At 67.3% G+C, this 25978-nt stretch carries 25 protein-coding genes and 1 tRNA gene; 11 read left to right on the top strand and 15 right to left on the bottom strand.

What is annotated here, in order from left to right:
* Window positions 1–166: 166 nt before the first annotated feature.
* The 4 genes from AC1RSI_RS15805 to AC1RSI_RS15790 are packed head-to-tail and all read right to left on the bottom strand — an operon-like array spanning window position 167 to window position 3237.
* Window positions 167–1147 carry an aspartate carbamoyltransferase catalytic subunit gene (locus tag AC1RSI_RS15805; RefSeq protein ID WP_008260068.1) on the bottom strand — a complete coding sequence of 327 codons (981 nt, stop codon included), beginning with the start codon at window positions 1145–1147 and terminating at the stop codon, window positions 167–169.
* Window positions 1148–1199: 52 nt separating this feature from the next.
* Window positions 1200–2123, bottom strand: a complete 924-nt coding sequence (locus AC1RSI_RS15800; protein WP_154726213.1) for an AEC family transporter — start codon at window positions 2121–2123, stop codon at window positions 1200–1202.
* A complete protein-coding gene (ruvX, locus tag AC1RSI_RS15795) occupies window positions 2120–2599 on the bottom strand; it encodes a Holliday junction resolvase RuvX (protein WP_008264119.1) in 480 nt (159 codons plus the stop codon). Before ruvX ends, AC1RSI_RS15800 begins: the two co-directional genes overlap by 4 nt.
* Before the next feature lie 59 nt (window positions 2600–2658).
* Window positions 2659–3237 carry a hypothetical protein gene (locus AC1RSI_RS15790; protein ID WP_154726214.1) on the bottom strand — a complete coding sequence of 193 codons (579 nt, stop codon included), beginning with the start codon at window positions 3235–3237 and terminating at the stop codon, window positions 2659–2661.
* A 440-nt stretch (window positions 3238–3677) separates the two neighbouring features.
* Here AC1RSI_RS15790 and gatC point away from each other — a divergent pair, with 440 nt between their 5' ends.
* Window positions 3678–3965, top strand: a complete 288-nt coding sequence (gene gatC / locus AC1RSI_RS15785; RefSeq protein ID WP_008261275.1) for an Asp-tRNA(Asn)/Glu-tRNA(Gln) amidotransferase subunit GatC — start codon at window positions 3678–3680, stop codon at window positions 3963–3965.
* 2 nt (window positions 3966–3967) lie between these two features.
* A complete protein-coding gene (gene gatA / locus AC1RSI_RS15780) occupies window positions 3968–5446 on the top strand; it encodes an Asp-tRNA(Asn)/Glu-tRNA(Gln) amidotransferase subunit GatA (RefSeq protein ID WP_035309536.1) in 1479 nt (492 codons plus the stop codon).
* A gap of 42 nt (window positions 5447–5488) precedes the next feature.
* Here the strand turns inward: gatA and AC1RSI_RS15775 are convergent, their stop codons facing one another.
* Window positions 5489–5833 (bottom strand): hypothetical protein, encoded by a 345-nt coding sequence (locus AC1RSI_RS15775; RefSeq protein ID WP_154726215.1) that lies wholly within the window; start codon window positions 5831–5833, stop codon window positions 5489–5491.
* Between the two features lie 97 nt (window positions 5834–5930).
* On the opposite strand from AC1RSI_RS15775, the gene gatB reads away from it, so the two are divergent.
* Window positions 5931–7433, top strand: a complete 1503-nt coding sequence (gene gatB / locus AC1RSI_RS15770; protein WP_154726216.1) for an Asp-tRNA(Asn)/Glu-tRNA(Gln) amidotransferase subunit GatB — start codon at window positions 5931–5933, stop codon at window positions 7431–7433.
* 127 nt (window positions 7434–7560) lie between these two features.
* Here gatB and AC1RSI_RS15765 read toward each other — a convergent pair whose 3' ends face one another.
* Window positions 7561–8532, bottom strand: coding sequence for an RcnB family protein (locus AC1RSI_RS15765; RefSeq protein ID WP_230307631.1), 972 nt, complete (start codon window positions 8530–8532; stop codon window positions 7561–7563).
* Window positions 8533–8687: 155 nt separating this feature from the next.
* Window positions 8688–9254 carry an RcnB family protein gene (locus AC1RSI_RS15760; protein WP_154726217.1) on the bottom strand — a complete coding sequence of 189 codons (567 nt, stop codon included), beginning with the start codon at window positions 9252–9254 and terminating at the stop codon, window positions 8688–8690.
* Window positions 9255–9429: 175 nt separating this feature from the next.
* Here AC1RSI_RS15760 and AC1RSI_RS15755 point away from each other — a divergent pair, with 175 nt between their 5' ends.
* The gene (locus AC1RSI_RS15755) at window positions 9430–10155 is read left to right on the top strand and encodes a glutathione S-transferase N-terminal domain-containing protein (RefSeq protein ID WP_154726218.1); all 726 of its coding nucleotides are present in this window, start codon (window positions 9430–9432) and stop codon (window positions 10153–10155) included.
* Window positions 10156–10327: 172 nt separating this feature from the next.
* Entirely contained in the window at window positions 10328–10639 is a 312-nt protein-coding gene (locus AC1RSI_RS15750) for a hypothetical protein (protein ID WP_008262819.1), read from the top strand.
* A gap of 4 nt (window positions 10640–10643) precedes the next feature.
* On the opposite strand, the gene AC1RSI_RS15745 is transcribed toward AC1RSI_RS15750, so the two are convergent.
* Window positions 10644–11402, bottom strand: coding sequence for a polysaccharide biosynthesis/export family protein (locus AC1RSI_RS15745; RefSeq protein ID WP_154726219.1), 759 nt, complete (start codon window positions 11400–11402; stop codon window positions 10644–10646).
* A 124-nt stretch (window positions 11403–11526) separates the two neighbouring features.
* On the opposite strand from AC1RSI_RS15745, the gene AC1RSI_RS15740 reads away from it, so the two are divergent.
* Together AC1RSI_RS15740 and AC1RSI_RS15735 are read left to right on the top strand one after the other, a co-directional pair.
* Window positions 11527–12966 (top strand): GumC family protein, encoded by a 1440-nt coding sequence (locus AC1RSI_RS15740; RefSeq protein ID WP_154726220.1) that lies wholly within the window; start codon window positions 11527–11529, stop codon window positions 12964–12966.
* Between the two features lie 46 nt (window positions 12967–13012).
* A complete protein-coding gene (locus AC1RSI_RS15735) occupies window positions 13013–13714 on the top strand; it encodes a P-loop NTPase family protein (RefSeq protein WP_008261560.1) in 702 nt (233 codons plus the stop codon).
* Here AC1RSI_RS15735 and AC1RSI_RS15730 read toward each other — a convergent pair.
* From AC1RSI_RS15730 to AC1RSI_RS15715, 4 genes are read right to left on the bottom strand one after another with little or no spacing between them, the layout of a single operon-like run.
* Window positions 13711–14640 (bottom strand): glycosyltransferase family 2 protein, encoded by a 930-nt coding sequence (locus tag AC1RSI_RS15730; RefSeq protein ID WP_291755634.1) that lies wholly within the window; start codon window positions 14638–14640, stop codon window positions 13711–13713. The genes AC1RSI_RS15735 and AC1RSI_RS15730 overlap by 4 nt on opposite strands.
* Window positions 14640–15581, bottom strand: coding sequence for a glycosyltransferase (locus AC1RSI_RS15725; RefSeq protein ID WP_154726832.1), 942 nt, complete (start codon window positions 15579–15581; stop codon window positions 14640–14642). The genes AC1RSI_RS15730 and AC1RSI_RS15725 overlap by 1 nt, the downstream gene beginning before the upstream one ends.
* Complete coding sequence (locus AC1RSI_RS15720) at window positions 15578–17023, bottom strand: oligosaccharide flippase family protein (protein ID WP_154726838.1); 1446 nt, start codon at window positions 17021–17023, stop codon at window positions 15578–15580. The genes AC1RSI_RS15725 and AC1RSI_RS15720 overlap by 4 nt, the downstream gene beginning before the upstream one ends.
* An 11-nt stretch (window positions 17024–17034) precedes the next feature.
* Window positions 17035–18579: an exopolysaccharide biosynthesis polyprenyl glycosylphosphotransferase gene (locus AC1RSI_RS15715; RefSeq protein WP_154726833.1), complete on the bottom strand. Its 1545-nt coding sequence runs from the start codon at window positions 18577–18579 to the stop codon at window positions 17035–17037.
* 94 nt (window positions 18580–18673) lie between these two features.
* Here AC1RSI_RS15715 and AC1RSI_RS15710 point away from each other — a divergent pair.
* Window positions 18674–18765: transfer RNA gene (locus AC1RSI_RS15710), tRNA-Ser, on the top strand.
* Window positions 18766–19013: 248 nt separating this feature from the next.
* Window positions 19014–19151 (top strand): hypothetical protein, encoded by a 138-nt coding sequence (locus tag AC1RSI_RS15705; protein WP_154726834.1) that lies wholly within the window; start codon window positions 19014–19016, stop codon window positions 19149–19151.
* Here AC1RSI_RS15705 and AC1RSI_RS15700 read toward each other — a convergent pair.
* Window positions 19148–19717: a phosphonate degradation HD-domain oxygenase gene (locus AC1RSI_RS15700; RefSeq protein ID WP_154726835.1), complete on the bottom strand. Its 570-nt coding sequence runs from the start codon at window positions 19715–19717 to the stop codon at window positions 19148–19150. The two genes, AC1RSI_RS15705 and AC1RSI_RS15700, sit on opposite strands and share 4 nt — an antisense overlap.
* Before the next feature lie 102 nt (window positions 19718–19819).
* On the bottom strand, window positions 19820–21472 hold the full coding sequence (locus tag AC1RSI_RS15695; protein WP_154726836.1) for an alkaline phosphatase family protein: 1653 nt from the start codon (window positions 21470–21472) through the stop codon (window positions 19820–19822).
* Window positions 21473–21803: 331 nt separating this feature from the next.
* Between AC1RSI_RS15695 and AC1RSI_RS15690 the strand changes: the two genes are divergently transcribed.
* Window positions 21804–21965: a UTRA domain-containing protein gene (locus tag AC1RSI_RS15690; protein WP_268865012.1), complete on the top strand. Its 162-nt coding sequence runs from the start codon at window positions 21804–21806 to the stop codon at window positions 21963–21965.
* Here the strand turns inward: AC1RSI_RS15690 and AC1RSI_RS15685 are convergent, their stop codons facing one another.
* Window positions 21966–22766 carry a DeoR/GlpR family DNA-binding transcription regulator gene (locus AC1RSI_RS15685; protein WP_154726837.1) on the bottom strand — a complete coding sequence of 267 codons (801 nt, stop codon included), beginning with the start codon at window positions 22764–22766 and terminating at the stop codon, window positions 21966–21968.
* Window positions 22767–23125: 359 nt separating this feature from the next.
* Here AC1RSI_RS15685 and AC1RSI_RS15680 point away from each other — a divergent pair, with 359 nt between their 5' ends.
* Window positions 23126–25909, top strand: coding sequence for a TonB-dependent receptor (locus AC1RSI_RS15680; RefSeq protein ID WP_035309294.1), 2784 nt, complete (start codon window positions 23126–23128; stop codon window positions 25907–25909).
* Window positions 25910–25978: the final 69 nt, after the last annotated feature.

Below are 25978 nucleotides of genomic sequence, written 5' to 3'. Positions count from 1 at the left end.
CCCCCCCCCCCCCCCCCCCCCCCCCCCCCCCCCCCCCCCCCCCCCCCCCCCCCCCCCCCCCCCCCCCCCCCCCCCCCTGCCGCGAACAGGGTGTCTGGGGCGTGCCCCCTCCACCGCTTCGCGGTCCCCCTCCCCCAACGGGGGAGGATTTGAGCGTTCGTCATCATCACTTGTCCCCCCAGCGGGCCGACAGGGAGGCCAGCACGGCCATGCGGGCGGCGACGCCCATCTCCACCTGATCCTGGATCAGGGAGACGTCCAGATCGTCGGCCACGTCGGAATCGATCTCGACCCCCCGGTTCATCGGCCCGGGGTGCATGACCCGGGCCCCCGGCTTGGCCCAGGCCAGCTTCTCGCGGTCCAGGCCCCAGAAGCGGAAATATTCGCGGGTCGAGGGCACCAGGGCGCCGGCCATCCGCTCCAGCTGAAGCCGCAGCATCATCACCACGTCGCAGCCCGCCAGCCCCTCGCGCATGTCATGGAAGACTTCGCAGCCCCAGCGGTCGGCGTCGCCCGGCACCAGGGTCGGCGGCCCGATCAAACGCACCCGCGCCCCCATCATCTGCAACATCGCCACGTTCGACCGCGCCACCCGGCTGTGGGTGATGTCGCCGCAGATGGCGACCGTCAGGCTGGTCACATCCCCAAAGGCGCGACGCATCGACAGCAGGTCCAGCAGGGCCTGGGTCGGGTGTTCATGCCGGCCGTCCCCGGCGTTGACGACGGCGCACCCGACCTTCTGGCTCAGCAACTCCGCCGCGCCCGAGGCCGAGTGGCGGATGACCAGAATGTCCGGCTTCATCGCATTCAGCGTCACCGCCGTATCGATCAGGGTCTCGCCCTTCTTCACCGAGGACGAGCCGACCGGCATGGTCACCACATCGGCGCCCAGTCGCTTGGCGGCGATCTCGAACGAGGAACTGGTGCGGGTCGAGTTCTCGAAGAACAGGTTCACCACCGTGCGCCCGTGCAGCAGGTCCAGGGCCTTGGACGACTGGCGATTGAAATCCACAAAGGCGTCGCCGAGATCCAGCAACTGCGGCGTGACGAAGGGGTTCAGGTCCGAGGCGGCCAGGAAATGGGCCTTGGGGAACGGAACCAGCCGCTCGCGAATGGTCTGGTCGGTGACGTCGTGGGGCTGGGTCATCGAGACGCGCCTATAGGCGGGAGTCGGTGCAAACGCCAGTGTCGGGCGCCGGTCAGGTGAAGTGGAACAGCATCAGAAGGATTGGAATGACCACGGCGCTGCCCACGGTGGTCAGGGCGATGACCCCCGCGATCAGGGGCGCATCCCCGCCCATCTGGCGCGCCAGTATGTAGGAGGCGGCCGATCCCGGCGCGGCCCCGCAGATCAAGGCGATCCCCTGGGCCAGACTGTCGCCGCCCAAGGCCCAGGCGATGAACCACATCAGCGGCGGCATGACGCCCAGCTTGACCAGGGTCACGGCGGCGATGGTGGTGCGGCTTCGCTTGACCTCGGCGAAAGACAGACCCGCCCCGGCGACGATCAGCCCCAGCGGCAGGGCGGCGGCGCCCAGCAGGTCCATCGCGTCCGACAGGCCCGGGATCAGCGGCACGCGCAACAGGTTCAGCGCCAACCCGATCAGACAGGCCAGCAGGATCGGATTGGCGATCATCGACTTGGTCAGGCCCAGGGCCGAGGGCTCGCGTTTCAACGACCCCCATTTGGCCAGCACCGCCACACAGGCGATATTGGTCACCGGAATGATGAAGGCGATGGCGACCGCCGCCATGGCCGTCCCCTCCGAGCCATAGACCGACTGGATCACCGGCACGAAGACGAAACTGTTCCAGCGGATCACCCCCTGAAACACGCTGGTATAGGCCGGCCCGTCCAGCGGGATCAGCGGTTTCGCGGCGAATGTCGCCGCCGCCACGATCAGGGTCGCCCCCACCGCCGCAGCCCCCGCCACCGTCGCACCGCCGCCGGCCAGATCGGCGTGCCAGATCGCCGGGATCAGGAAGCTCGGGTAGAAGATGTTGATCGACAGCTTCTCGATCGGCCGCCAGGCCTCATCGGGCAGGAAGCCGGATTTTCGCAGCCCATAACCCAGGGCGATCATCAGAAAGACCGGCAGGACGCCGGCGATCAGCCCCGTCAAACCCAGGTCGCCTGATCCCGCACCCGATCCAGCGCCCCCTGCAAGATCCAGGCGGCGGCGGTGCGGTCCACGACCTGGGCGCGGCGCTTGCGGTTCAGGTCCAGATCCTCGATCAGGAACCGCTCGACCGCGCTGGTGGACAGCCGCTCGTCCCAGAAGGCGATGTTGACCGGCCGCAGCCGCTCCAGATTGCGGGCGAAGGCGCGGCACGACTGGGCGCGCGGCCCCTCGGTTCCGTCCATATTGGCGGGCAGGCCGATCACCAGGGCCGAGACCTTGCGATGGGCCATCAGCTTGAACAACTGATCGGCCTCCAGCGTGAACTTGGACTTGCGGATCAGCTCCAGCGGCGAGGCGATCAGGCGCGTCGCATCCGACACGGCGACGCCGATGGTCTTCTCGCCCAGATCCAGCCCCATCCACGGCGTGTCGGGCGGGCAGGCGGCGGGCAGGTCAAGGAGGTCGAGAACGGGCACGGCCTGCGGTTAGGACCGGCGCGCAGGGAAGTCAAAGGCGGAGGCTTATGGAAACAGCGTCAGGGCCGGCAGTCGCGGCTGTAGGCTTCGTCGTAAGGCTTGTCGAAACAGGTCAGAAAGCCGTCGAGCACATCGAGGTTGAGCGGCCAGCTTAGCTCACGTCCATATTGGGCTTTAAACCTCGCCGCATCCTCTTCGAATCCCGGGGGAGGCGGAACGGCCGCGAGACGGTCTCGAGCGGCTTGCAACGCGGCGCGGTCCTTGAGCAGGAAGGCCACCGTTCCGATCGCATAGTCCGCCTTACCGTCGCCGATGGGATCAGGACTGACCCCCGCCAGCAGCAGCCGCACGGCATGATCCGTCTGGCCCAAGGCGGCTCGGACTTGGCCCTCGTGCCAATAGTTGGTGTGAAGCTGGTCGCTGGTCATGTCTCTCCAGCGCGCCTTGCGATAGGCGGCCAGAAGCTCAACGGCCGTGTCGCGGCATTCGCGCCTGTTCCCGAGCGGACGCCAACCCCCCTCCATGTCTTGATCGAGAGCTTGAGGTGACAGGGCCAGCATCGCCTCCCTGTCATAGCTGCAGGGCGTGGGCGCGGGGACAGACTGCAAGACGGCGGCGGCTATGGCGGCGACGAACATGGCCTGTCCTGTAGTTGCGCGAAGCCAAAGCAAGACGTGTGACTGTGGCGTCAATGCGGCCGGACGTTTGGCGCTCGCCGCCCATGCCGCATTTCGTCCTGCTGAGGCGCAGAGCGTGTCGGCGGAGTGACGTGGCAGGCCCGGAATTTATCTGCCCATCATGCCGATGTACGGCCAGGCAAGGCTTTCAGGCGCATTTTGCGTACCCAACCCAACGGCCCTCCAGGCGAGGCTATAGTGTCAGGTCATAAACGCGGGAGGTGCGCTGTGAAGCGGATTTGGCAGGTTTGGCGCGTTTGGCAGCTTGTCACCCTGCTTTTGCGCCAAGGCGCCCGGCGCCGCCATGGTTGAAGGCGAACACCGGCTCGTTCTTGTGAATCCCCGCCTGTGCCGCTAATCCCGCCCCTAGACCCCTTTATCGACGTGCATTGGAGGGCCGCATGGCCATCGACGCTGCGACGGTGCGCAAGGTTGCGCATCTCGCCCGCATCAAGACCCCCGAGGATCGGCTGGAGCCGCTGGCCCAGGAGCTGAACGGCATCCTGCAGTGGATCGAACAGCTGAACGAGGTCGATGTCGACGGCGTCGAGCCCATGACCTCGAACGTCGCCCAGCCCCTGCGCCTGCGCGAAGACGTGGTCACCGACGGCGGCAAGATCGACGCCGTCCTGTCCAACGCCCCGAAGTCGGCCGACGGCTTCTTCGTCGTGCCCAAGGTGGTCGAATAGTCATGAGCGACCTGACCAAACTGACCCTGAAGGGCGCCGTCGACGGCCTGAAGGCCAGGGATTTCTCCTCGGCCGAGATCACCCAGGCCTTCCTGACCTCCGTCGAGGCCGCCAATCCGACCCTGAACGCCTATGTCGAGGTGACGGCGGACAAGGCCATGGACATGGCCCGCGCCTCCGACGCCCGCATCGCCTCGGGCGAGGGCGGGGCGCTGGAAGGCGCGCCGCTGGGCATCAAGGACCTGTTCTGCACTGAGGGCGTGCAGACCACGGCCGGCTCCAACATGCTGCGCGGCTTCGTCCCGCCCTATGAATCGACCGTCACCGCCAATCTGTGGCGTGACGGGGCGGTGATGCTGGGCAAGCTGAACATGGACGAATTCGCCATGGGCTCGTCCAACGAGACCTCGGCCTTCGGTCCGGTCAAGAACCCGTGGAAATCGACCGGCTCCAACGCCGATCTGACGCCGGGCGGATCCTCGGGCGGTTCGGCCTCGGCCGTCGCTGCCGACCTGTGCCTGGCTGCGACCGCGTCCGACACCGGCGGCTCGATCCGCCAGCCCGCCGCCTTCACCGGCACGGTCGGGATCAAGCCCACCTATGGCCGCGCGAGCCGCTTCGGCATGGTGGCCTTCGCGTCTTCGCTGGACCAGGCGGGACCGATCACCAAGACGGTCGAGGATGCGGCCCTGCTGCTGCAATCCATGTGCTCGTTCGACGACAAGGATTCGACCAGCCTTGACGTCCCGACCCCCGACTGGACCGCTTCGGTCGGCAAGTCGGTCAAGGGGCTGCGCATCGGCGTGCCGCGCGAATATGTCGTGGACGGCATGCCCGCCGAGATCCAGGCCCTTTGGGACCAGGGCGTGGCCTGGCTGAAGGACGCGGGCTGTGAGATCGTCGAGATCAGCCTGCCGCACACGAAGTATGCCCTGCCGACCTATTATATCGTCGCCCCGGCCGAGGCCTCGTCCAACCTGGCCCGTTACGACGGCATGCGGTTCGGCCACCGGGCGGATCAGTTCAGCTCGCTGGACGACCTCTACGCCACCTCGCGCGCCGAGGGCTTCGGCAAGGAGGTCCAGCGTCGCCTGACCATCGGCGCCTATGTGCTGTCGGCCGGCTTCTACGACGCCTATTATGTCCGCGCCCTGAAGGTGCGTCGCCGCATCGCCGAGGACTTCGACAATGTCTGGGGCCAGGTGGACGCCATCCTGACCCCCTCGACCCCGTCGGCCGCCTTTGCTCTGGGCGACAAGCAGATCGACCCCCTGACCATGTACCTGAACGACGTCTTCACGGTCACGACCAACCTGGCCGGCCTGCCGGGCATCTCGGTCCCCGCCGGCGTCGATTCCGGCGGCCTCCCGCTGGGTCTCCAGGTCATCGGCAAGGCCCTGGACGAGGCCACGGTCTTCCAGGTCGGCGCGGCGCTGGAAAGCGCTGCGGGCTTTACGGCCAAGCCTGGGCAGTGGTGGTGAGTTGAATGGAGGGCCGGCGTGATCGCCGGCCCTCCCTCTTCATCAGGCCGCCGGAAGCGCCTTCAGATCGGCGTCGATCGCCGCGATCTTCTCGTCTGTGATGTGGCCCTGGGAGTAGGGCGCGACCTGGCGCAGGCTCATGGCCTTGAACTGGCCATAGGCGGGATGCTTGTCCATGCCGGGCAGGTGTTTCTCCACCACGGCCTTGGTCGCGGGATCGGCCAGCAGGGCCTCGATCGGGCTTTCGATGGTCGGATGCTGGGCATGATGTTCGTCATGCGCGTGGTCAGAGGCGTGTTCGGGGGCCGGAGCCGGCGCAGTCTGGGCCGAGGCGGCGCCGACCAGAAGCAGGGAGGCCGCAGCAGCGGCGAACAGGGTCTTGGTCATCGGATTCTCCATTGAGGCGACCGATGTTGAGCGCGATTTCGCGACACCCTCAAGACAGCCTCTTTCTCGCCGCCGCCGACGGCGCTAGGACGAACCCATGACCGACACTGTTCCGAACTCGAAAACCATCAAGGGCCGCACCGGCGATTGGGAAATCGTCATGGGGCTGGAGATCCACGCCCAGGTGGCCTCCAAGGCCAAACTCTTCTCCGGCGCCGCCGTCGGCTTCGGCGCGGGGCCGAACGAACAGGTGTCCCTGGTGGACGCCGGCTTCCCCGGCATGCTGCCGACGCTGAACAAGCACTGCGTCGAACAGGCGGTGAAGACCGGCCTGGGCCTGCGCGCGCAGATCAACAAGCGCAGCCAGTTCGACCGCAAGAACTACTTCTACCCCGACCTGCCGACCGGCTATCAGATCAGCCAGCTCTATTACCCGATCGTCGGCGAAGGCGTGGTCGAGGTGGAGGCCGAGGACGGCAGCTTCTTCAACGTCGGCATCGAGCGCCTGCACCTGGAACAGGATGCGGGCAAGCTGATCCACGACCTGTCGCCGACCGAGAGCTATGTCGATCTGAACCGGGCCGGCACGGCCCTGATGGAGATCGTCTCGCGCCCCGACCTGCGCACGCCGGAAGAGGCGGTCGCCTATGTGAAGAAGATCCGGACCATCCTGATCTATCTGGGCACCTGCGACGGCGACATGGAGAAGGGCAATCTGCGCGCCGACGTGAACGTGTCCGTCTGCCGCGCCGGCAACTACGAGAAGTTTAAGGCCAGCGGCGATTTCAGCTTCCTCGGCACGCGCTGCGAGATCAAGAACGTCAACTCGTTCCGCTTCATCTCCCAGGCGATCCAGTACGAGGCGCGCCGCCAGATCGAGATCCTTGAGGACGGCGGTTCGATCACTCAGGAGACCCGGCTGTTCGACCCGACCAAGGGCGAGACGCGTTCGATGCGGTCCAAGGAAGAGGCGCAGGACTATCGCTATTTCCCCGATCCCGACCTGCTGCCGCTGGACCTGGAAGAGGCCTGGATCGCCGAGATCAAGGCGTCCCTGCCCGAACTGCCGGACGAGAAGCGCAAGCGGCTAATGAGCGAATATGGCCTGTCGCAGTACGACGCCATCGTCCTGATCTCGGAACAGGCCAAGGCGGACTATTTCGAGGCCGCCGCGAAGGGGCGCGACGCCAAGCTGGTGTCCAACTGGGTCACCAACGAGGTCTCGGCGCGTCTGGCCGCCGACGGCAAGGACTTCAGCGAGAACCCCCTGCCGGCCGCCCATGTGGCCCAGCTGGTCGAGCTGATCGAGACGAACGTCATCTCGTCCAAGATCGCCAAGGAGGTCTTCGACCACGTCTGGAACGGCGAGGGCGCGCCGGCCGAGGTGGTCGAGAAACACGGCCTGAAACAGGTCACCGACACCGGCGCCATCGAGAAGGCGGTGGACGAGATCATCGCCGCCAACCCGGACAAGGCGGCCGCCGTCGCCGAGAAGCCCCAGGCCCTGGGCTGGTTCGTCGGTCAGGTCATGAAGGCGACGGGCGGCAAGGCCAATCCGGCCGCGGTCAACGACATCCTGAAGGCCAAGCTGGGTCTTTGATTTTTGGGGGCTGCGGCCCCCAAACCTCGGCTGGTCGCTAACGCTCGCGGCGCGGCCGCTCTCTGCTTGAGCGACCCATTCTAGTCAGAAGGCCCGGAGAGCGATCTCCGGGCCGTCTTCGTCGAGACTACCAACGCCAGACGTCTCGGATCACGTCGATGATGTAGCCGTCACGCTCGTCGATCAGATAGATCGTATTGTCGACCAGGACCCAGCGCGCCCCCTCCGGCGGAAAGCCGAGACCATAGGTGCGCCAGTCGTCCAGTCGATACCGCCAGAAGGTGTCCGGCAGATAGTCGCCGGCTGACCAGTCGCGGCCCCAATAGGAGCGGGGCACGCTGTAGTAGCCCCAGCCCGGCGCGAAATAGAACCCCATGCGGACGCCGCTGTAGCCATGGAAGCGACGGTCGTTCCGCCACCAGTCGGACCGGTGGTTGCGATAGAAGTCGCGCCGCCACTGATCACTGCTGAAGCGACGGCGGAATTCGTCGTGCCGGTCGCGGTTCTGGTTCCAGCCCGAGCCGGGCCGGTGGGGCTGGCCGGGCCGCGTGTGACCATTGTCGGGCCGATCCGGCCGGTTCCAGCCGCCGTCGGGGCGATGGGGCCGTCCGCCGCTGTCGCCCGGCCGATCCGGTCGGCCGCCGCTTGAGGGGCGGTCAGGGCGAGATCCGCCGGTCTGGGGGCGGTCGGGGCGAGTCCAGCCGCCCTCGGGACGGTCGGGACGAGGCGGCCGACCGGGGTGGGCGCCTTCAGGGCGGCCGGGCCTGACGTCGGGACGATCCGGCCGTGCGCCGCCGTAATTCGGACGATCGGGCCTGTCGTCCCCTGTCTGCGGGCGGTCCGGACGCGCCGGCCGTGTCTCACCGAAACCGGGTCGCTCCGGACGGGGCCGCTCGGGACGCACAGGGGCTTCCGGCCGGGACTGCAAAGGACGGTTCGGCGCGGGACGTTCTCCCCGCGTGATCTGCGGCCTTTGGGGGCGGTCGGCGTCGCGTTGTTCGCGGCCAATCTGACGGTCCTGGGCCAGGGCCTGTATCGGTGCGGCCAGCGGGGCGCCCAGGGCGGCGACGGCGGTGAAAGCCATCAGGAGGCGTTTCATGGTCTTTTCATTCCTGCACGCTGGTTTTCCAGCGGCTTAAGGTGATGATCGCGCTTAGTCGATGAACCCCGGCTGAATGCCGTTCGGGGGACGCCCCAGACAAAAGCCCCGCGAGATTTTCTCGCGGGGCTTGTCGGCTCAACGGCTTGGCGTCCTCAATAGACGTTGGACAGGACGCTGGCGATCAGGCCCGTGGCGACCGCGACCATCAGAATGTCGCTGCCGGCGTGGACGTAGCGATAGCCGCGAGGCGGTTCGCGAAGACCATAGAAATACGGGTCGCGGACATAATAGGTCCGGTACTGCGGCGGCAGATAGCCGCCCGTCCGCCAGCGATAGCCGTAGTAACGGGGCTCGACCCGGTAATAGCCGTAGCTGGGCGCGTACCAGTATCCCGAGCGCGGGCCGTTGTAGCCCCGGAAGTCCGATCGGCCGCGCCACCAGTTGCGATTGTTGCGGTCCCAGCGGTCATCGCGGCGTTCGTGGCGGAAGTCGCGACGGTCGTCCCACCGGTCATGACGATAATCCTGCCGATTGTCGTAGCGGCCCTGACGCCAGTCACGACGGTCGTCGCGGCGTTCCGAGCGGTAGTCTCGCCGGTCGTCGCGGCGGTCCTGGCGATATTCCCGACGATCGTCGCGGCTCTGCGCCTCGGCCAGCAGGGGAACGGCCGTGGTGGACAGGGCGATAGCGACAACAGCGGCCTTGGTGAGGCGGTTCATCTGCGTGCTCCATTCTGGGCCGCCGACGGAAACGACGAACTGGCCCGTTAATGAAGTGAAGGTCGGATTTCGCGCCTGAACGCGTCCTGAATGACCGTGTCAGGATCGAAATGCGGATTGCGGCTGCGTGTCACGGCCCCCAGATGCGAGGCACGCCACAGGAAAGACCGCCGCAATGACCGCTCCGATCCAGCTCTGGTACTGGCCCACGCCGAATGGATGGAAGGTGTCCATCGCGCTGGAGGAGATGGGGCTGGCCTATGAGGTCAAGCCGGTGAACATCGGAACGGGTGAACAGTTCGAGCCTGGGTTCCAGGCCATCAGTCCGAACGGCCGCATGCCCGCCATCGTCGATCCGGAGGGGCCGGGCGGCCAACCGATCTCGATCTTCGAATCCGGCGCAATCCTGCAGTATCTCGGCGACAAATCCGGCCGCTTCTATCCGACCGAGGCGCGAGCGCGCGTCGAGGTGAACCAGTGGCTGTTCTGGCAGGTCGGAGGCCTGGGGCCGATGGCGGGCCAGACCCATCATTTCCGCCAGTATGCGCCCGCGATGATCCGCGACCAGCGCCAGATCGCCTATGGGGTGCAGCGCTATACGAACGAGACGCACCGTCTGTATGGCGTCATGGATCGACGCCTGAAGGACCGCGACTATCTGGCGGGCGACTATTCCATCGCCGACATGGCCGCCTGGCCGTGGATATTGCCGACGCTGCAGGGGCAGACACTGGCGGACTTTCCGCATCTGGCGACCTGGATGGATCGGGTCGGGTCAAGGCCCGCGGTCAAGGCCGGGCGTGCTCTGCTGGAAGATCGGCGTGGAAACGCCGGCGCGGCGGGCAAGGACGCCGAGGCGGCGCGCAGGGTCCTGTTCGGTCAGCGGGCCACCAAGACGTAAACAAGCCCCTTCCAAATCGTATCGGAACGCTGAACGCTTTTCGCAGTATTCATTCCTGCTTTACTTAAAAGTTTGGCGGCGCCTTGCGGCGTTAACTTTAACTTCAAACCGGCGGTATTTGATGCGGTATCAGAGGCGGGCCCAGAACGGCGCCCGTTCAGGAGATACGGTAATGAACGCGCAAGAAATGGCGCACGACCTGCAGGCCGACGTGGAAGTCGTGTCCTTGCCGCTGCCGACCGTCGACATGTCGGGCGACGACCTGTTCAAGCTGGGCATGATGTATTCGGCCGGTTCGGGCGGTTGTCCGATGGACCGGGTCTCGGCCCACATGATCTTCAACCTGGCCGCCATGAAGGGTTCGATCGAGGCGCGCGTCTATCGCCGCGAGATGAGCCAGGAGATGGAGCGCGAAGAGATCGCCGAGGCCCAGAAGGCCGCCCGTCGCTATATCGACGCCGGCGTGGTGCGGCTGGCCGCCTGAGGCTTCAGAAGGTGGCGTAGCCGTTGCCGTTCGATCCATTGATCGAATAGCTGAAGCCGATGGGCAGGGCGGCGCGCACCTGGGTGAAGAAGGCGGCGAGTTCGCCCAGGGTCGATCGCGGCACGAAAATGATGTCGCCCCGACGCAGGGCCACGACCTCGCCGCGACGCGGGCGCAGGTCGACCACCCGCATCATGCGCGATCCGCCGGGACCACGCCGGATCAGGGCCGCGCGCTCGGGCTTGCCCGACGGCAGGAAGCCGCCCGCCTGGACCACGGCCTGATAGGCGTCCAGATCGCCGGTCATCTCGATCACGCCCGGGGTCCGCACCTCGCCGTCGATCCAGACGCGGATCGGCCCTGCCTGGCGCAACGTCACCTCCACGACCGGCCGCACCAGTTGCGAGGCGTAGGCCGAAGACACCTCCCGCTCCAACTCCGGCAAGGTCCGGTCCGCCGCCATGACCTGGCCGACCAGGGGCAGGGCGACCCGACCGTCGGGTCCGACCTTCAGGGTGCGGGTCAATTCAGATGCTGTGGGCAGGGCCACCTCGATCTCGTCCCCCGGATAGAGCAGATAGTCCGGCTCTTCGTCCGTCCAGTCGGCGAAAGGGATGTTGGGGAAGTCGCCGCGTCCCGCCGCTTCGACCCGCTGCACGTCGCCCCTCGGGCGCGGCATCCGGGCGGCGTTGCCGCCGCAGGCCGCCAGGGCGGCGCAGCCCGATCCGAGGGCCAGCAGGAATAGTCGGCGATCTGGCGTCATGGAATCGATCTGGTCCGACGAAAGGAGCGTTGGGTCGCAGACTCGCCGCTTATGGGTAACCGATGGTTAACGCCGGTGGGCGAAAGGTGGATTCGCAAGAGACTTTCCAGGATTCGGCCCGCCTATGCGCTCGACGGCATATGTCACGACCCGACCGCGCTATGGCGTGCTGGACGTCGTCGGCCTGCTGTTCCGCGAACTGCTGCTGATGATCATCGTCTTCCTGGTCATCTTCGCCCTGGGCGCCGCCGCCGCCTTCACCCTGAAGAAGAATTACACGGCCCAGGGCGCGGTCTTCGCCGGCGTGGGACAGGAATATGTCTATCAACCCCGCGTCGGCACGGCCGAGCGGGGCCAGGCTCCGCAGGGCGACGAGGTCGCCAATTCCGAGGCTGCGATCCTGAGCTCGGGGCAGGTGCGCCAGCGCGTGGTCGAGGCGCTGGGGCCGGCGGCGATCCTGGGCAAGACGCCGACGGGATCACGGGAACGGGCAGAGGCGGCGGCGCGCAAGCTGATCGGCGCCAGTCTGAGCGTCGGCACCGCGCCGGGCAGCGCGGTCATCCGTCTGAGCTACGAGGCCGACGACCCGGAGCGCGCGGCGCGCGTGCTGAACACCGTGATCGAGCAATATCTGGCCTATCGCCGCGAGGTCTTCCAGGACAAGACCCCCGCCATCGCCACCCAGAGACTGGCGTTCGAAGGCGATTTGAGCGCGGCGGATCAGGCCTATGAGCAGTTCCTGACCAGCAACGACATCGGCGACTTCACCGCCGCCAAGACTACGCTGGCGGCCGTCTATCAGACGGTCTTCACCGACAGGCTGTCGACCCAGAGCCAGCTGAACCAGACCAGCCAGAGGCTGAACACCCTGGTGGCGCAGCAGGCGGCGACCCCGGCGGAGGTGGCGCTTCAGCAGGACCTGAACATCTCGGCCCAGGATCAGGTGCTGCAACTGCGGACCGAGCGGGAGCAACTGCTGTCGCGCTATCAGCCGGACGCCCAGCCTGTGAGGGACATCGAGGCGCGGATCGCCCAGCTGCAGGCCTATGTGGGCACGGGAACGGCGGTGGGGGCCAAGGAGGTCCGCACCGGGCCGAACCCTGTCTGGACCGAGTTGGAGACCAACCGGATCAACACCCAGGCCGACCGCGACGCCCTTGCGGCGAGGCTCTCGGCGCTGGATCGTCAGTTAACGGACATTCGGGCGCGGCAGGCGCGGCTGACGGCGCTGGAGTCCGAAAACGCGACCCTGGCCGGCAATCGCGAAGTCCTGACCGCCAATATTCGCGAGTTCCAGCAGCGCGAGAGCCAGAGCCGGGCGGACAACGCCCTGGTCGCCGCCGGCGCCGACAATGTCACCGTGATCGAACGCGCCCAGCCCCCCTCGACCGGCAAGAGCCTGAAGGCGCCGGCCCTGGCGGCGGTCTTCCTGTTCGCCGCCTTCACCGCCCTGTGCATCGGCCTGCTGCGGATCTTCTCGCGGCGCGGCTTTGCAACGCCGGACTCGGTGCGGCGGACGCTGGATATGCCGGTCCTGGCCGTGGCTCCGGCGAAGGCGCACTAGCCTCATGCCCGTGTTAGGCTGAGCCGATGGAGCGCGTGGCGATTCGATGGTCGATCTGACGTCCGAAATGGCGGGCCTGTGGGCGGCGCTGGGTCCGGCGCCGGCGCACCGCGCCCGCGTGATCCAGTTCGCCGCCGCCACGACCGGAGAAGGCGTCTCGACCGTGGCGCGGGAGTTCGCGCGACTGGCCGCCGTCCGTGCGCGAAAGCCGGTCTGGCTGGTGGACGGGGACCTGGCCCAGCAGGGGCAGCTCGAAGCCATCGCCGCCGAACCGGACCGGTTCGGCCAACTGGGCAAGCCGGCCCAGGCCTCGCCCGACGGTTCAAGCTTCTTCGCCGTCACCCCCGCGCCGACGGGACGGGACGGCAAGCCGATCCCACCCGCGCGCCTGCTGACTGCGCGACCCTGCCTGGGCGGCCGGTTGTGGATCACGCGCTTCCACATGGAGGCCCTGCGCTCTGGCCACCGGGTCGAGGCGATCGGCGAGGCCGGTTATTGGGACGCCCTGCGGCCGCACGCCGACACCATCGTCATCGACAGCCCGGCCGCCGACCGCAACGACATGGCGATCATCCTGGCGCCCTTCGTGGACATGACGGTGCTGGTGGTGGCGGCCGGCGGCGCGACCGCGAGCGGACCGGTGATTCTGCGCGACGAGATCGAGGCGGTCGGCGGCCGTATCGCCGGGGTGGTCATGAACCGCTCGACCTACAAGCCGCCGAAGTTCCTGAGCCGGCTGGCGGGCTAGGCGCGCCTTCGCAACATGGCCGCGCCATAGAGTTTCGGCTCGAACCCCTTGGTCCAAAACAGCTTGCCCAGGCCGCGCGACATCCGGTCCAGGGTTTCGGCGCGGGCGGGGCGGCGGAGCAGGGCGAGGGTCAGGGAGGCGAGACCCCAGACGGCGGCCTGGGCGGCGCCGATCAGCATCCAACGGGCGACGCCGGGCCAGTCGCCGCGGGCGGCGGCCATCTGGCTGGGGCTCTGGCCATAGGCGAAGGCGCGCATCAGGGCGTAGCTCAGGGTGGCGCGGTCGGGGGGCGCGAACTCGTCCACCCAGGCGTCGGCGGCCCAGCCGAACCGGCCGCCGCGCGCTTGCAGGGCGGTGAACAGGCGGTCGTCTTCGCCGCCGGTCTGGTCCATGGCGGAGTCGAAGGGGGCGGGGCCGGGCAGGGCCGTGGCGCGGACCATCAGACTGTTGCCGCAGCCGTGGATCTGGTCGGTCAGGCGGGTCTGGGTCGGGCCGTCGCGGCCGAAGAACCGCTCCAGATAGGCGGTGGTCCATCCCGTGCCCTCGGGGACGCGGCCCCGGATCGGGCCGAACAGGACGTCGGCGCCGGTCTGAGACTGGGCCTGCAACAGGGCGGACAGCCAGCCGGGGGAGGCGGCCTCGTCGTCATCCAGGAAGGCGATCAGGCGGGCGTCGGTAGCGGCCAGGCCCACGTTGCGGGCCGTGGCGACGCCGGGGACCGGGGCGTGGGCATAGGTCAGGGGAACCGGCGCCTCGACGCGCAGGCGGTCGATCAGGGCGGCGGCCGAACCCTCGGGGTCATTGTCGGCGACGACCACGGCGGCGATCCGGTCCAGCGACCCGACCTGGGCGAAGACCGAACGCAGGGCCCGCTCCAGCATGGCGGGGCGGCGCAGGGTGGGAATCAGGACGGCGACGTCCCGCATCAGATGGCGTCCGCATAGACGGCGGCGCGATACAGACGCAGGGCGAAGGCGCGGGTGCGGGTCGGCAACAGGGGCGACAGGGCGGCGCCCCGGGCCAGGCGACGGATCAGGGGCAGGGACGGCAGGCGTTTCAGGGCGCGGGCGGCCTTGTAGCTGGGGTAGGTCTGGACGATCTCGGGGTGCAGGGCGACCACGCGGGCGAAGTTGGCGGCGCCCTGGTCGAACTTGCGCGCCAGGTCCGGCACCGTGTCCAGGCCCATATGGGTGGCCGGATTGTCGATGTGGGCGACCTGAAACCGGCGGGCGACCCGCATGGCCCATTCGACATCCTCCCACCCCCAGCCGGTGAAGCCGGGGTCGAAGGATTCGACGGCGAAGACGTCGCGCCGGACCAGCAGGTTCGAGGTGTAGACGTATTTCTCGGGCGTCCTGGCGCGCTGGGCGGCGCGGACGCATTCGCTGGCGCCGGACAGGGCGCGGTGGACGGCGAAGCGGCGGTCGCGTGGGGCCTGTTTCAGCGAGAAACCGCCGAAGGCCACGGCGGGGTCGTCGCGCGCAATCAGATCGACCCAGGTCTGGAGAAAGCGGGGGCTGTCCGGCTTCATGTCGCTGTCGAGGAACAGCCAGGAGCCGGCGCGGGCGGCGATGGTCAGGCGGTTGCGCCCGCGCGCCCGGCCTTCATTGGCGGACAGGGTGACGAGGCGGGCAGGCAGGGCCAGGGCGTCCAGCGCCGCCTTAAGCCGGGCGGTCAGGGCGGCGTCGCCCGTGCCGTCGTCCAGCAGGATCAGCTCGACCTGGCCGGCCAGGGCGGGGCCTTCTGTATCCAGCCGGCGCAGCAGGGGCTCGGGGTCGTCGCGCAGGAAGGGGATCAGGACCGACAGTTCGGGCCGGGCGGCGGCCCAGCCGGGGTTGTCGTGGATATCGGCGCGGGAGCCGCTCATGCCGTCGCCCTTCGTCGAGCCTGGATCAGGCGGTTCAGCACGTCGCGCACTCCGGCGGCGTTAAGCGTCAGCGCCAGGGCCGCATAGACCAGTCCGCCGACGCTCGCGTCCAGCATCAGTTCGACAAAACCGCCCAGCGGTGGAAGCCGCCAGACCACCAGGGCCATGCCGGTCGAGGCCACGCCGCACCGGATCAGGGCCTCCCACGGAATGGGCAGGGCGATGGCGCGGCGGCTGATCAGCAGACAGGCGACCAAGCCTATGGCGAAGCTGAGGGCCGTGGCGACAGCGGCGCCCAGCACGCCGAGCCGGGGGATCAGGATCAGGTTCAGCAGGATGTTGGCCAGCGCCGGAACAGCCATGGTGACCAGCAGCAGGCCGGTCTTCTTGCCCAGGGTGAAGCCGAATCCGAAATAATAGGCGATCAGGCCCGACATGAAGGCCGAGGCCGCGATCCAGGGCGTGACCAGGGCGGCGGCGACGCGCAGGTCGGGGCCGATCATCAGTTCGGCCTGGGGGCGGGCGACCAGGGCCAGGCCGACGGCGGCGGGCAGGCCGATCAGGATCAGGGTCGAACCCTGTTCCAGGGCCGTGTGACGCAGCGCCTCTCGGCCGCCGCGCTCCAGCGCCATGACCATGGCCGGGGCCCCGGCCGCGCCCAGCCAGATGAACATCACGTCCAGGGTGCGGTTCGCCAGGCTGTAGCTGGCGTGATAGGCGCCCACCGCCGCCGCATCCATGAAGCCGGCCAGTAGGAAACGGTCGGTCGAGGCCAGGACCAGGGCCAGGGTCAGCGACGCCGCGATCGGATAGCCGTAGGCGGCGTAGGCCTTCAGCCGCGCGCGATCCACGGTTCCGCCGGCCGACTGGCGCAGTTCGCCCGGCAGGATGAAGGGCAGGGCGAACAGCGGAGCGATCATCAGGCCCAGCATGGGCGAGGCCGCGCCGGCCCCGGCCAGGGCGAAACCGGCCCCGACCAGGAAGCCCAGGACGGCGACAAACATATCGACCGAGGCGGCCTTGGACACCTCGCCGGCCGCGCGATACCGCTCCTGCGCCAGCTTGGCCAGGTTGCGGATCGGCGCCCCGGCCAGGCCGAAGCCGACCGCCAGCTTGAAGGCCGGGGTCAGGGGCAGAAGCCAGACCACGAGAGCCGCGACGGGCACGAAGACGGCGATGACGGCGAAGGAGGTGCGGTACAGGCTGGCGAAATGGGCCGCCAGGCCCTCCGGCGTGCGCTCGGCCGCCCAGAAGCGGGCCATGGACGCCTCCAGCCAGCTGAAGCTGACCGTATGGGCCAGGCTGGTGACGGAGAAGGCCAGGGCGTAGTGGCCGAAATCCTCGGGGCTGAGCAGGCGGGTGAAGACGACGATGGTCAGGAAGCCGACCACGCCCTGGACGATCTGGGCCGGCAGATAGCCCCAGACGCCGCGCCAGAACATGCGCTTCTCGCTCACCGCACGGCCGCCCGGTCGCCCAGCAGGACGGGGATGGTGATCAGGATGATCCACAGGTCCAGCCAGAAGGACTGACGCTGGATATAGTCGATGTCCAGCTCGACGCGGCGGCGCACCTCGGCCTCGCTGTCCACCGGTCCGCGCGACCCGCAGACGGCGGCCCAGCCGGTCATGCCGGGCTTGATACGGTGACGGTGGGCGTATTCGGCGACCAGAAGCGCGGATTCGGTCTCGCCGGTCCTCATGCCGATGGCGTGAGGGCGCGGGCCGACCAGGGACATCTCGCCCCTCAGCACGTTGAACAGCTGGGGCAGTTCGTCCAGGCTGGAGGCGCGGATGAAGCGGCCGATGCGGGTGACGCGGTCGTCGTCGGCGACGACCTGGCGGCTGGCGGTCGCATCGGCGTCGCAGTGACGCATCGAGCGGAATTTCCACACCACGATGGTCTCCTGGTTGAAGCCATGGCGACGCTGACGGAAGAAGACCGGGCCGGGGCTGTCCAGCCGCACAGCCAGGGCGATCACCGCCATGACTGGGGCGAAGGCGACCAGGGCCAGGGCGCCGATCACCACATCCTGCACTCGTTTGACGAAGGCGCGGCGGTCGGCGTCGGGAGCGGACCCGATCTCGGCCAGGGACGGACCGGCCAGACGATTCAGCGCCGCCTCACGACTCGCGTCGGAATCGAACAGGACGGTCAGTGGATTGGGCAGGGTCTCCAGACGGCGCGTCAGATCCCGCACCCGCGCGCCCGCATCGGCGTCGATCGCCAGAACGATCCGGTCGACATAGGGCAGCATCCGATGGGTCAGCAGGGCGTTGGCCCCGCCCAGCACCGGCACCCCGGCCAGACGGTCAGGCGAGCGGGCCAGGCGGTCGTCGAACACGCCCAGCACGTTCAGGTCGCGCCGTTCCAGCGCCCGCCGGATCAGGGCCTCGGCGTTCCGGGTCGCCCCGACGATGACGATATTGGGCGACAGCAGGCCCTGCCGTCGCCAACGCGCCGCCAGCACCCGCCATAAGCCGTGCAGGGCGACCAGACAGACCGTCGCCGCAAGACCCCAGGGCAGGACCGGCCCCAGGCCGTGCCCGTCCAGGCCCAGACCCACCAGCAGCGCCGCCCCGATCGCCAGGGCGACGATCCCGACCACCCCGACCAGATGGAGCAGGGGCGTCGGCTCTGCCCCGAATCGATAAAGGCCCAGGCTCCGCAGCAGGGCCAGGGCGACGAGGACGCCGGTGGCCAGGGGCAGGACGGCGCCGACAGTCAGGGTCTTCACATCGAGAGACCCCAGCGACCACAGGGCCACAACGGCCAGACCGACCACAGCCAGAACGTCAGCGGCGCGGAAATAATAGGCGGCCAGCCGCACGGTCGAGCGCTGGCGCGCGTTGCGCCACACCTCCGGCCGGAACGGACCCCGCTCGGCATGCGGCGCGAGGCTGGCGGCGGCGCGGTCGTTCGCACTCGCTGCGGTCGGCGCGGCAAGGGGACGGGCGCAGTCGGGCATGTCGATCCGGAGTTTCCGCACGGCCGCCACCCTGCATGCGCCGCCTCTATGTCGCGTTAACAACAGGTCTTTGGTTCGAACCGGATTGCACGACGCATCATGCTCGGCTATCGAGCCCTTCGCTGGAGACGTGGCCGAGTGGCTGAAGGCAACGGTTTGCTAAATCGTCGTACCCTGTAAGGGGTACCGAGGGTTCGAATCCCTCCGTCTCCGCCATTTTTTCCCGTAAGTGGCCGTGGCGGCCCGAATCCCGGTCTGCGATCACGAACCGCCGCAGGGACGGCGGTCGCCGCTGATGATCTACAAGGCCTGCCTGGATCTGGTCGTCTGGCCCCTGTCGCGGTTGGTCAAGATCGACGACGCGGAATTGGGGGATGGCCGAAGGGCGCAACGCCGGCTGTTTCGCTGTGGGGGTCGCCGCCTCGGGCAATATGATCGGCTAGAGCGAACAGGCGCTGACGGCGTTGGAGCAGGAGGCGCCCGCCCGGATGCTGGCGGCGGCGTCCGAGCGGCTCTATGCGGCCGGCGCCGATCTGGTCATCGATACGGTCGCGGATCTGGTTCCGGCGCTGGAAGCCGAGGCGGCCCGGCGCGCGGCCTAGGCGGAGCGTGCGGCGAGGGCCGTCAGCTTGTTCCTGTAGGTGGCGAGCGGGGCGATGACGGCCCCTTCGGTCTTGCCCATCTCGTCGTAGCGGCGCAGGCGGATGGCCGTATCGAAATGGGGATGGGTGCAGAAGACGGCGGCCTCGTCTTGGTTCATGGGGCCGCCCTGGAGATGCAGGCTCTGGAGGGAGGCGGGGCTGAGGGCCGCCGCATAGCCGGGCTCGGCGGTCGCCAGATAACGTTTGGCCTCGACGTGCAGCCGAACCGGTTCCGAAACCTCGGGCGCGAAGGCTTGGGCCAGCCAGGCGGCGCCGATCCGTTCGTGCACGGCGTCGATGCCGCGATCGGCGGCGTCTTGTCCGTGTTTCTTCAGAAGATGGCCGATGTCATGCAGCAGGGCGGCGGCGACGAGAGCGTCCGTTTCCCCGGCGTCGCGGGCGTGGTGCGCCGTCTGAAGGGCGTGATCCAGCTGGGTCACGGCCTCGCCGTAGTGGTCGCCGCCCATCCGCTCGAACAGGTCGAAGATGGCGGCGACGAAGTCGTCAGGTGAAGCAGGGCGGGGCATGGGCGCTCAATACGTGTTTTCTGGTCTATACCAGAAAAGCCATGATGTGGGTAGGCGGGGGTGATCGAGCGGCCGCCGCCGGATCATCCCCCGCCAGCCTCTTCAGCGCGGAGTCAGGCGGTTCGGGTCGATGAACTGGCGCGGAAGGCCGGGGCCCTCGAAATAGGCGCCCAGCCAGGCGCCGCCGCCGCCGTTGAACCATTCGACGCGAATGGCGTGCTTGCCGGGTTCGAGGCGGATCGTGCCGACGGCGGTGATCACGCCGTGATCGCCGTCATTGTCCACGACCGTCTTGCCGTCGATATAGAGTTTGCTGCCGTCGTCCGAGGCGGTCGAGAAGCCATATTCGCCGGCGGTGTCGATCTGGATCTGGCCTTCGAACACCACGGCGACCGCGTCCTCGCGCGGCAGGGTCAGGCCGTCGATCGTGATCTCGTGCACCCTGCCGGATGCGACCGGCGTCAGGCGGGAGAAGTCGGGCAGCCGCACCGGGGCTTCGGGCAGCAGATAGACGCTGTAGGTCACGCCCCGGCTGGCGGCGATGCGCGGGTCCAGAACGCGGAAATAGCCGACCGACGGGACGCTGGCCGGTTTTCCATCGACGAACAGGCCGGCCCGAACAATGGTGTTGCGCGTGATCTCGACCGGGCCGGCGTAGACGGGGGAGGCGGGTGTCGGCGTCGAGTTGTCCAGCGTATAGCGCACCTCGCCCACGGCGTTCGGGTTTTGCAGGCTCATGCGCGCCGGGCCGTCGATGAACAGGCCGCCGGGCGGGGTGTTGCCCGCGCCGGCCGGCAGGATGGCCGGAGAGGCGTAGAAGCTGCTGGTGCGATAGACTTGGACCGGCATGGCCTCGCCCTGAAGGATCGGCCGGACCGGGCGGCCCAGCCAGGCGTAGGGAACATCGGCGCCCAGCAGCCAGGCGACCGTCGCGCCGGTGTCGAAGGTGTTGATGGGCAGATCCAGTTCGACGCCGGGCTTTACGCCCTCGCCATAGGCGATCCAGGGGATTTCCAGCTCGGCCAGGCTTTCGCCGCCATGGCCCTTGCCGACGCCGCCGTGGTCGGAGGTGATCAGGATGACCGTATCCTCGGCGATGCCGGCCTCGACCGTCGCCTGGCGGATGCGGCCGATCAGGGCGTCGGCCTTGGTGACCGCTTCATAATAGTGGGGCGTGCCGTGGCCGTCGGCGTGTCCGGCGTGATCGACGTGGTCCAGGTGGATGAAGAGGAAATCCGGGCGCCGGGCCTTGATATAGTTGACGGCCAGGTCGGTGGTCCTGTCCTCGTCCGCGCCATGGGCGTCGTAGTCGACGAAACGGTGGTCGTAGAGACGGCCGAAGCCGTCCCAGTTGTAGATGGAGCCGATCTCCAGCCCCGGGTTCTGATCGGTCAGGACCTGGAAGATCGAGGGGAAGAAACCGCCGGAGCCGGTGACCGAGGTGGGGAAGTTGAACTCGCCCACCTGCCAGTCGTTGCTGGTGACGCCGTGTTGCTCGGGGCCGGCGCCGGTGATGATTGAGGCCCAGTTTGCGCCGCTGGTGGTCGGCAGGACGCCGCGGGCGTGCAGGCTCCAGCTGCCCTTGGCCATCATGTCGTCCAGGACTGGGGTGTCGGCCTTGTTGACGCCGTCCGGGCTGAGGCCGTCGACGCCGATGATGATCACATGGCCGGCGCGGCGGGGCTCGGCGTGGGCAGGCGCCGCGGCGACGAGGGCGGCCGCCAGAAGGGGCAGGCAGAGGAGGGGCGTGCGCATGGAAGGGCTCCTGAAGACATGGCGGGGACCAGGCCGGGGAGGGTCGCCGTTATTATCCCGACCGTCGTCCGCGTCGCATTTGCGATGAGGGCGTCACTGGTCCGTACCAGACGGAAGGCCGGTGTTTGGCGAAGCTTTCGTGAAATGGCGGCCTTAAAGAGCGCGCTTGGTGATAATCGTCTGGCGTCGGAAAGACGGCTCGATCAGTCAGGGGCCTGTATGACGAACGACCCGTCGCGCTTTTTCGTTCGACCAGTCGCTGACCGACATATTGAAGGGCGCCTATAGGCTGTCGGTCTCGGGCAACGTGGTCAGCATGCAGCCGTGAGCCCTGACCGGCCATGAGGGCGAGGTTCTGGGGGCGAAGTCCGGTCTGCCGGGTCTGGCGGTGCGGCGCGCCAGCTATGACGCCCAAGGGCGGGTGGTGGAGTCCGACCGCGAGCACTGGCGCCACGACGCCGTGCGGATCAGGGTGGACACGCGGGTACGTTGATTAGGTCGGATCGGCGACATGCAGCCGGGTGTCCCACTGGGCTGCGACTCTGGAAACGCCGCCGGGCGGGGGCAGGTCGGTCACCAGGTCCTGGACGTCGCGGAAAGACGCGACCTGGATGAAGCCGGACTTGGCGAACTTCGTATGGTCGGCCAGCACGACGATGCGGCGCGCCTGTTCCAGCAGGCTCTGTTTGAACGAGGCCTCGTCGGCGTCGAAGTCGAGGAAGCCCCGGTCCGCGTCCACGGCGCCCATCGACAGGACGGTCAGGTCGGGGGCGAAGCGGCGGCAGAAGGACTTGGCTTCCGGGCCGAAGGCGGCGTTGTGGACCGGATTGACCTGGCCGCCCGCCAGCAGCAGGCGCTGGCCGGGATTGCCCAGAACCTCGTGTGCGATCTCGACGCTGTTGGTGACGATGGTGAGATTGCGAACCGGGGCCAGGGCGCGAGCCAGCCAGTGGCAGGTGGTGCCGGAATCGAGCAGCAGGGTCATGCCTTCGGTAACAAGGCCGGCGGCCTTCTGGGCGATCTTCTGCTTGGACTCGGCGTTTTCGCGCAGGCGGATGCGATAGGGCGCCTCGATCAGATTATTGGTCGAGGACAGTCCGCCGTGCACCTTTTGCACAACGCCGCTGCGCTCCAGTTGGCGGGCGTCGCGGCGGATAGTTTCTTCGGAGACCTGAAACCGCTCAGCGAGTTCGGACACGGTCCAGAAGACCTTCTCCTCCATCAGCTGGAGGATCTCCGCCAGGCGGGCGCCTTGGCTGAGATGTTTCGAGTCTTTGAGGAGGGGGGCGCTCATGATCGATCCCCTTACCAACGCCAAATCCCACACACAACCACATAAGTCGCCTTAAGCCTCTCATATGAATGGCGTTCTGGCGGGGCCAGGTTTTCGTTCTGCATGCGGCTTAAAATCCAGCGAGTTGGCGTGTTTCCTGACTTTTGGGTTGATTGGCTTAGGTTTTTGGGCTGAGGGATCTCCAGGGCGCCGTTTTGGCTTTCCCACACATAACCACATAATTCAACATAATTCCCTCAAACCGTCACATGACTGAAACGCCCGCGACCTAATGAGGCCGGACTTGGCGGCGGCGGTCAGATTGGCCGTGCGTCGGACCGAGCCGCTTGGTTCACACCAGTTTGTCGGGGGACACGATTATGTCGAAGCAATATCCCGTTCGGGGCATGGGCCCGAACCTCAAGAAGGTGCTGTTGGCGACGGTGTCGGCGGCGGTCGCCGGCGCCAGCGCATCCGCAGCCTTCGCCCAGGAGGCGGCGACCGCCGAGGTCGACGAGATCGTCGTCACCGGCTTCCGCAAGTCGCTGAGCGACGCGCGGGCGATCAAGCAGGATTCGGTCATCCAGGTCGACGCCATTGTGGCCGAGGACATGGCCAAGTTCCCGGATCTCAATCTGGCGGAATCGCTGCAGCGCCTGCCCGGCGTGCAGATCAACCGTGAGGCCGGCGAGGGCCGTCGGATCTCGCTGCGGGGCCTCGGTCCGGACTTCGCCCGGGTGCAGCTGAACGGCATGGAAGTGCTGGGCAACGTCGACTCGGCGCAGGACAGCCGCGGCCAGCGCTCGCGTGACCGCGCGTTCGATTTCAATATCTTCGCTTCGGAACTGTTCTCGCGGGTCGAGGTCGAGAAGACCTTTGAAGCCGCGCAGAAAGAGGGCGGCATGGCCGGCACCGTCGGCCTGTTCACCGGCAAGCCCTTTGACTACGGCACAGGCGCCGACGGCGCCCTGTCGCTGAAGGTCGGCACCAACGAATATACCGAAGACACCCAGCCGCGCATCGCCGCCCTGTTCACCCAGAACTGGGACAATGTGTTCGGCGTCTCCTTCTCGGCCGCCTACAGCAAACGCGAGACGACGGAGCAGGGCCACAACACGTATAACCGTTCCAACCCCAGCGCCGCGACGATGCAGAGCCTCGTGACCAAGGGATTGAACATCTCCGGCCTGTCCGCCGCCCAACGGGCCAAGTTCCTGTCCGGAGATCTGTATTTCGCCGACGGCAATCGTATCTCGTCGTGGAACGCCGAGCAGGAACGGTTGGGCCTGACGGCGGCGGTCCAGTGGCGTCCGATGGATGGCATGGAACTGACGCTCGATGTGCTGCACGGCGAGTTCACGACGCGCCGTAACGAGTATCATCTGGCGACGCGGCCTCTGGCTTCGACCGGTTCGGTGGCCTTCGACACGGCCGCCGGCGGCGTCTGGCCGTCGATCTTCCAGTCGGCCTCGGTCATCAACGGCCTGACCTGGGACAGCGACAACTACGTGACCATGACCGACGTCACGGGCGCCACCTTCGGCAGCGAGCATCGCCGGTCGCTGAACGAGAACAAGTTCAATCAGGTCGCGCTGACCGGTGAATGGGAAATGTCCGACCGTCTGAAGTTCGACGGTCACGTGGGTTGGGAAAAATCGACCTATGACACGCCGTACGACGACAAGCTGTACATGCGCGCCAAGGGCAATCTGATCGCCAACTATGGTGAGAACGGCCAGTCCGCCTCGTTCGAATATCCGAACTGGGACCCGACCAATCCGGCCAACTATGCGATGGATTCGTTCTACTATCGCGCCTTCAACAATGAATCGGAGCTGCACGAGGGCGAGCTTAACGCGCGGTACGAACTGAACGACACCTGGACGCTGCGCGCGGGCGTCGCCTATCACAAGTTCCGCCAGCAGGGCGAAGACCTGTTCTATGACGACAATGTCAACGGCACGCGGTCCAAGATGCGCGGCACGGCGGTCGGCGACGTCACCTCGGTCTTCACCAACGCTTTCGGATCTTGGCTGGTCGGCGACTATGACAAGGCCTTCGCCAAGTACAACGAGTACCACCGTCTGGAGCAGAACAAGGACGGCACCGGCGGCGCCTTGCAGGACATCGAGAACGTCTATGAGACGACCGAGGAAACCCTGTCCGGCTTCGTTCAGGGCGACTGGGACAGCGAACTGTTCGGCCGCCGCTTCCGCGGCAATATCGGCCTGCGCGGCTACAGCACCGACACCCACAGCACCGGCTGGATCCAGGGCGACAACTACGCCTATCTGGGCACGACCGACGTGGAAGGCAGCTACGAGGGCGTGTTGCCGGCCATGAACTCGGTCCTGGAAGTGACGCCGGAACTGCTGGTGCGCTTCTCCGCGACCCAGAACCTGAACCGTCCGGGCCTCGGCTCGATGGCGGCCGAGGGCAGCGCCTTCCAGGACAGCTCGGGCAAGATTACTGCTTCGCGCGGCAATCCAAATCTGGAGCCCTACAAGGACAACACCCTGGACTTCGCCGTCGAATACTACTTCGGCGACGTCGGCCTGATGTCGGCTAGCTTGTTCCATAAGGACATCAAGAACTTCATCGAGACGGTGAGGTTTACTGACGTGCCATTCAGCGAAACGGGGGTGCCTTACAGCACCATCCCCGGCGCGACCGCGAGCACTATCGTCAATGAGTTCTCGATGCCGGTGAACAAGGAAGGCCGGGTGGAACTGACAGGCCTGGAACTGGCGGCGCAGAGCCAACTGTCGTTCCTGCCTGCGCCGTTCGACAATCTGGGTGTTGTGGCGAACTACACCTACATCGACATGCCGGACGATCTGACGGGGATTTCCAAGACAAGCTACAACGCCACGGTCTATTACGAGACCGACCGTTGGGGTGCGCGCGCCTCGCTGAACTATCGCGACAAGTGGTACACCGGCTACAATACTGCCGTCATGAGCGCCAGCACGCGCGGGTTCGAAGGCGGCACCTATGTCGACGCCGCAGCCTTCTTCAACATCACCGAGTCGTTGCAGCTGACGTTCGACGCGGTCAACCTGACGAACGAAAAGGACACCCAGTTCTGGGGTCAGAACGAGTATCTGTACAATCAGAACCAGAGCGGAACGACCTATACGGCCGGCCTGACCTACAAGTTCTGATCCGACGCTTAGACTAGGCTGGGCGCTCCGCCCCCTTCGGGGGGAGGGGCGCCCTTTTCTGGATATCCA

The organism is Brevundimonas sp. GW821-FHT10E09 (assembly GCF_058809375.1).
Note: the sequence above shows the minus strand (reverse complement) of the source record. Positions and strands in the feature narration are given on the sequence as shown.

Coding starts and splice junctions, on each gene's coding strand:
- AC1RSI_RS15750 (WP_008262819.1), top strand. CDS start 10,328: ATGAACGCGCAAGAAATGGCGCACGACCTGCAGGCCGACGTGGAAGTC.
- AC1RSI_RS15805 (WP_008260068.1), bottom strand. CDS start 1,147: ATGACCCAGCCCCACGACGTCACCGACCAGACCATTCGCGAGCGGCTG.
- AC1RSI_RS15760 (WP_154726217.1), bottom strand. CDS start 9,254: ATGAACCGCCTCACCAAGGCCGCTGTTGTCGCTATCGCCCTGTCCACC.
- AC1RSI_RS15725 (WP_154726832.1), bottom strand. CDS start 15,581: ATGAGCGGCTCCCGCGCCGATATCCACGACAACCCCGGCTGGGCCGCC.
- gatB (WP_154726216.1), top strand. CDS start 5,931: ATGACCGACACTGTTCCGAACTCGAAAACCATCAAGGGCCGCACCGGC.
- AC1RSI_RS15700 (WP_154726835.1), bottom strand. CDS start 19,717: ATGCCCCGCCCTGCTTCACCTGACGACTTCGTCGCCGCCATCTTCGAC.
- AC1RSI_RS15765 (WP_230307631.1), bottom strand. CDS start 8,532: ATGAAACGCCTCCTGATGGCTTTCACCGCCGTCGCCGCCCTGGGCGCC.
- gatA (WP_035309536.1), top strand. CDS start 3,968: ATGAGCGACCTGACCAAACTGACCCTGAAGGGCGCCGTCGACGGCCTG.
- AC1RSI_RS15775 (WP_154726215.1), bottom strand. CDS start 5,833: ATGACCAAGACCCTGTTCGCCGCTGCTGCGGCCTCCCTGCTTCTGGTC.
- AC1RSI_RS15695 (WP_154726836.1), bottom strand. CDS start 21,472: ATGCGCACGCCCCTCCTCTGCCTGCCCCTTCTGGCGGCCGCCCTCGTC.
- AC1RSI_RS15790 (WP_154726214.1), bottom strand. CDS start 3,237: ATGTTCGTCGCCGCCATAGCCGCCGCCGTCTTGCAGTCTGTCCCCGCG.
- AC1RSI_RS15745 (WP_154726219.1), bottom strand. CDS start 11,402: ATGACGCCAGATCGCCGACTATTCCTGCTGGCCCTCGGATCGGGCTGC.
- AC1RSI_RS15720 (WP_154726838.1), bottom strand. CDS start 17,023: ATGTTCTGGCGCGGCGTCTGGGGCTATCTGCCGGCCCAGATCGTCCAG.
- AC1RSI_RS15735 (WP_008261560.1), top strand. CDS start 13,013: ATGGTCGATCTGACGTCCGAAATGGCGGGCCTGTGGGCGGCGCTGGGT.
- AC1RSI_RS15685 (WP_154726837.1), bottom strand. CDS start 22,766: ATGAGCGCCCCCCTCCTCAAAGACTCGAAACATCTCAGCCAAGGCGCC.
- AC1RSI_RS15755 (WP_154726218.1), top strand. CDS start 9,430: ATGACCGCTCCGATCCAGCTCTGGTACTGGCCCACGCCGAATGGATGG.
- AC1RSI_RS15730 (WP_291755634.1), bottom strand. CDS start 14,640: ATGCGGGACGTCGCCGTCCTGATTCCCACCCTGCGCCGCCCCGCCATG.
- AC1RSI_RS15680 (WP_035309294.1), top strand. CDS start 23,126: ATGTCGAAGCAATATCCCGTTCGGGGCATGGGCCCGAACCTCAAGAAG.
- gatC (WP_008261275.1), top strand. CDS start 3,678: ATGGCCATCGACGCTGCGACGGTGCGCAAGGTTGCGCATCTCGCCCGC.
- AC1RSI_RS15740 (WP_154726220.1), top strand. CDS start 11,527: ATGCGCTCGACGGCATATGTCACGACCCGACCGCGCTATGGCGTGCTG.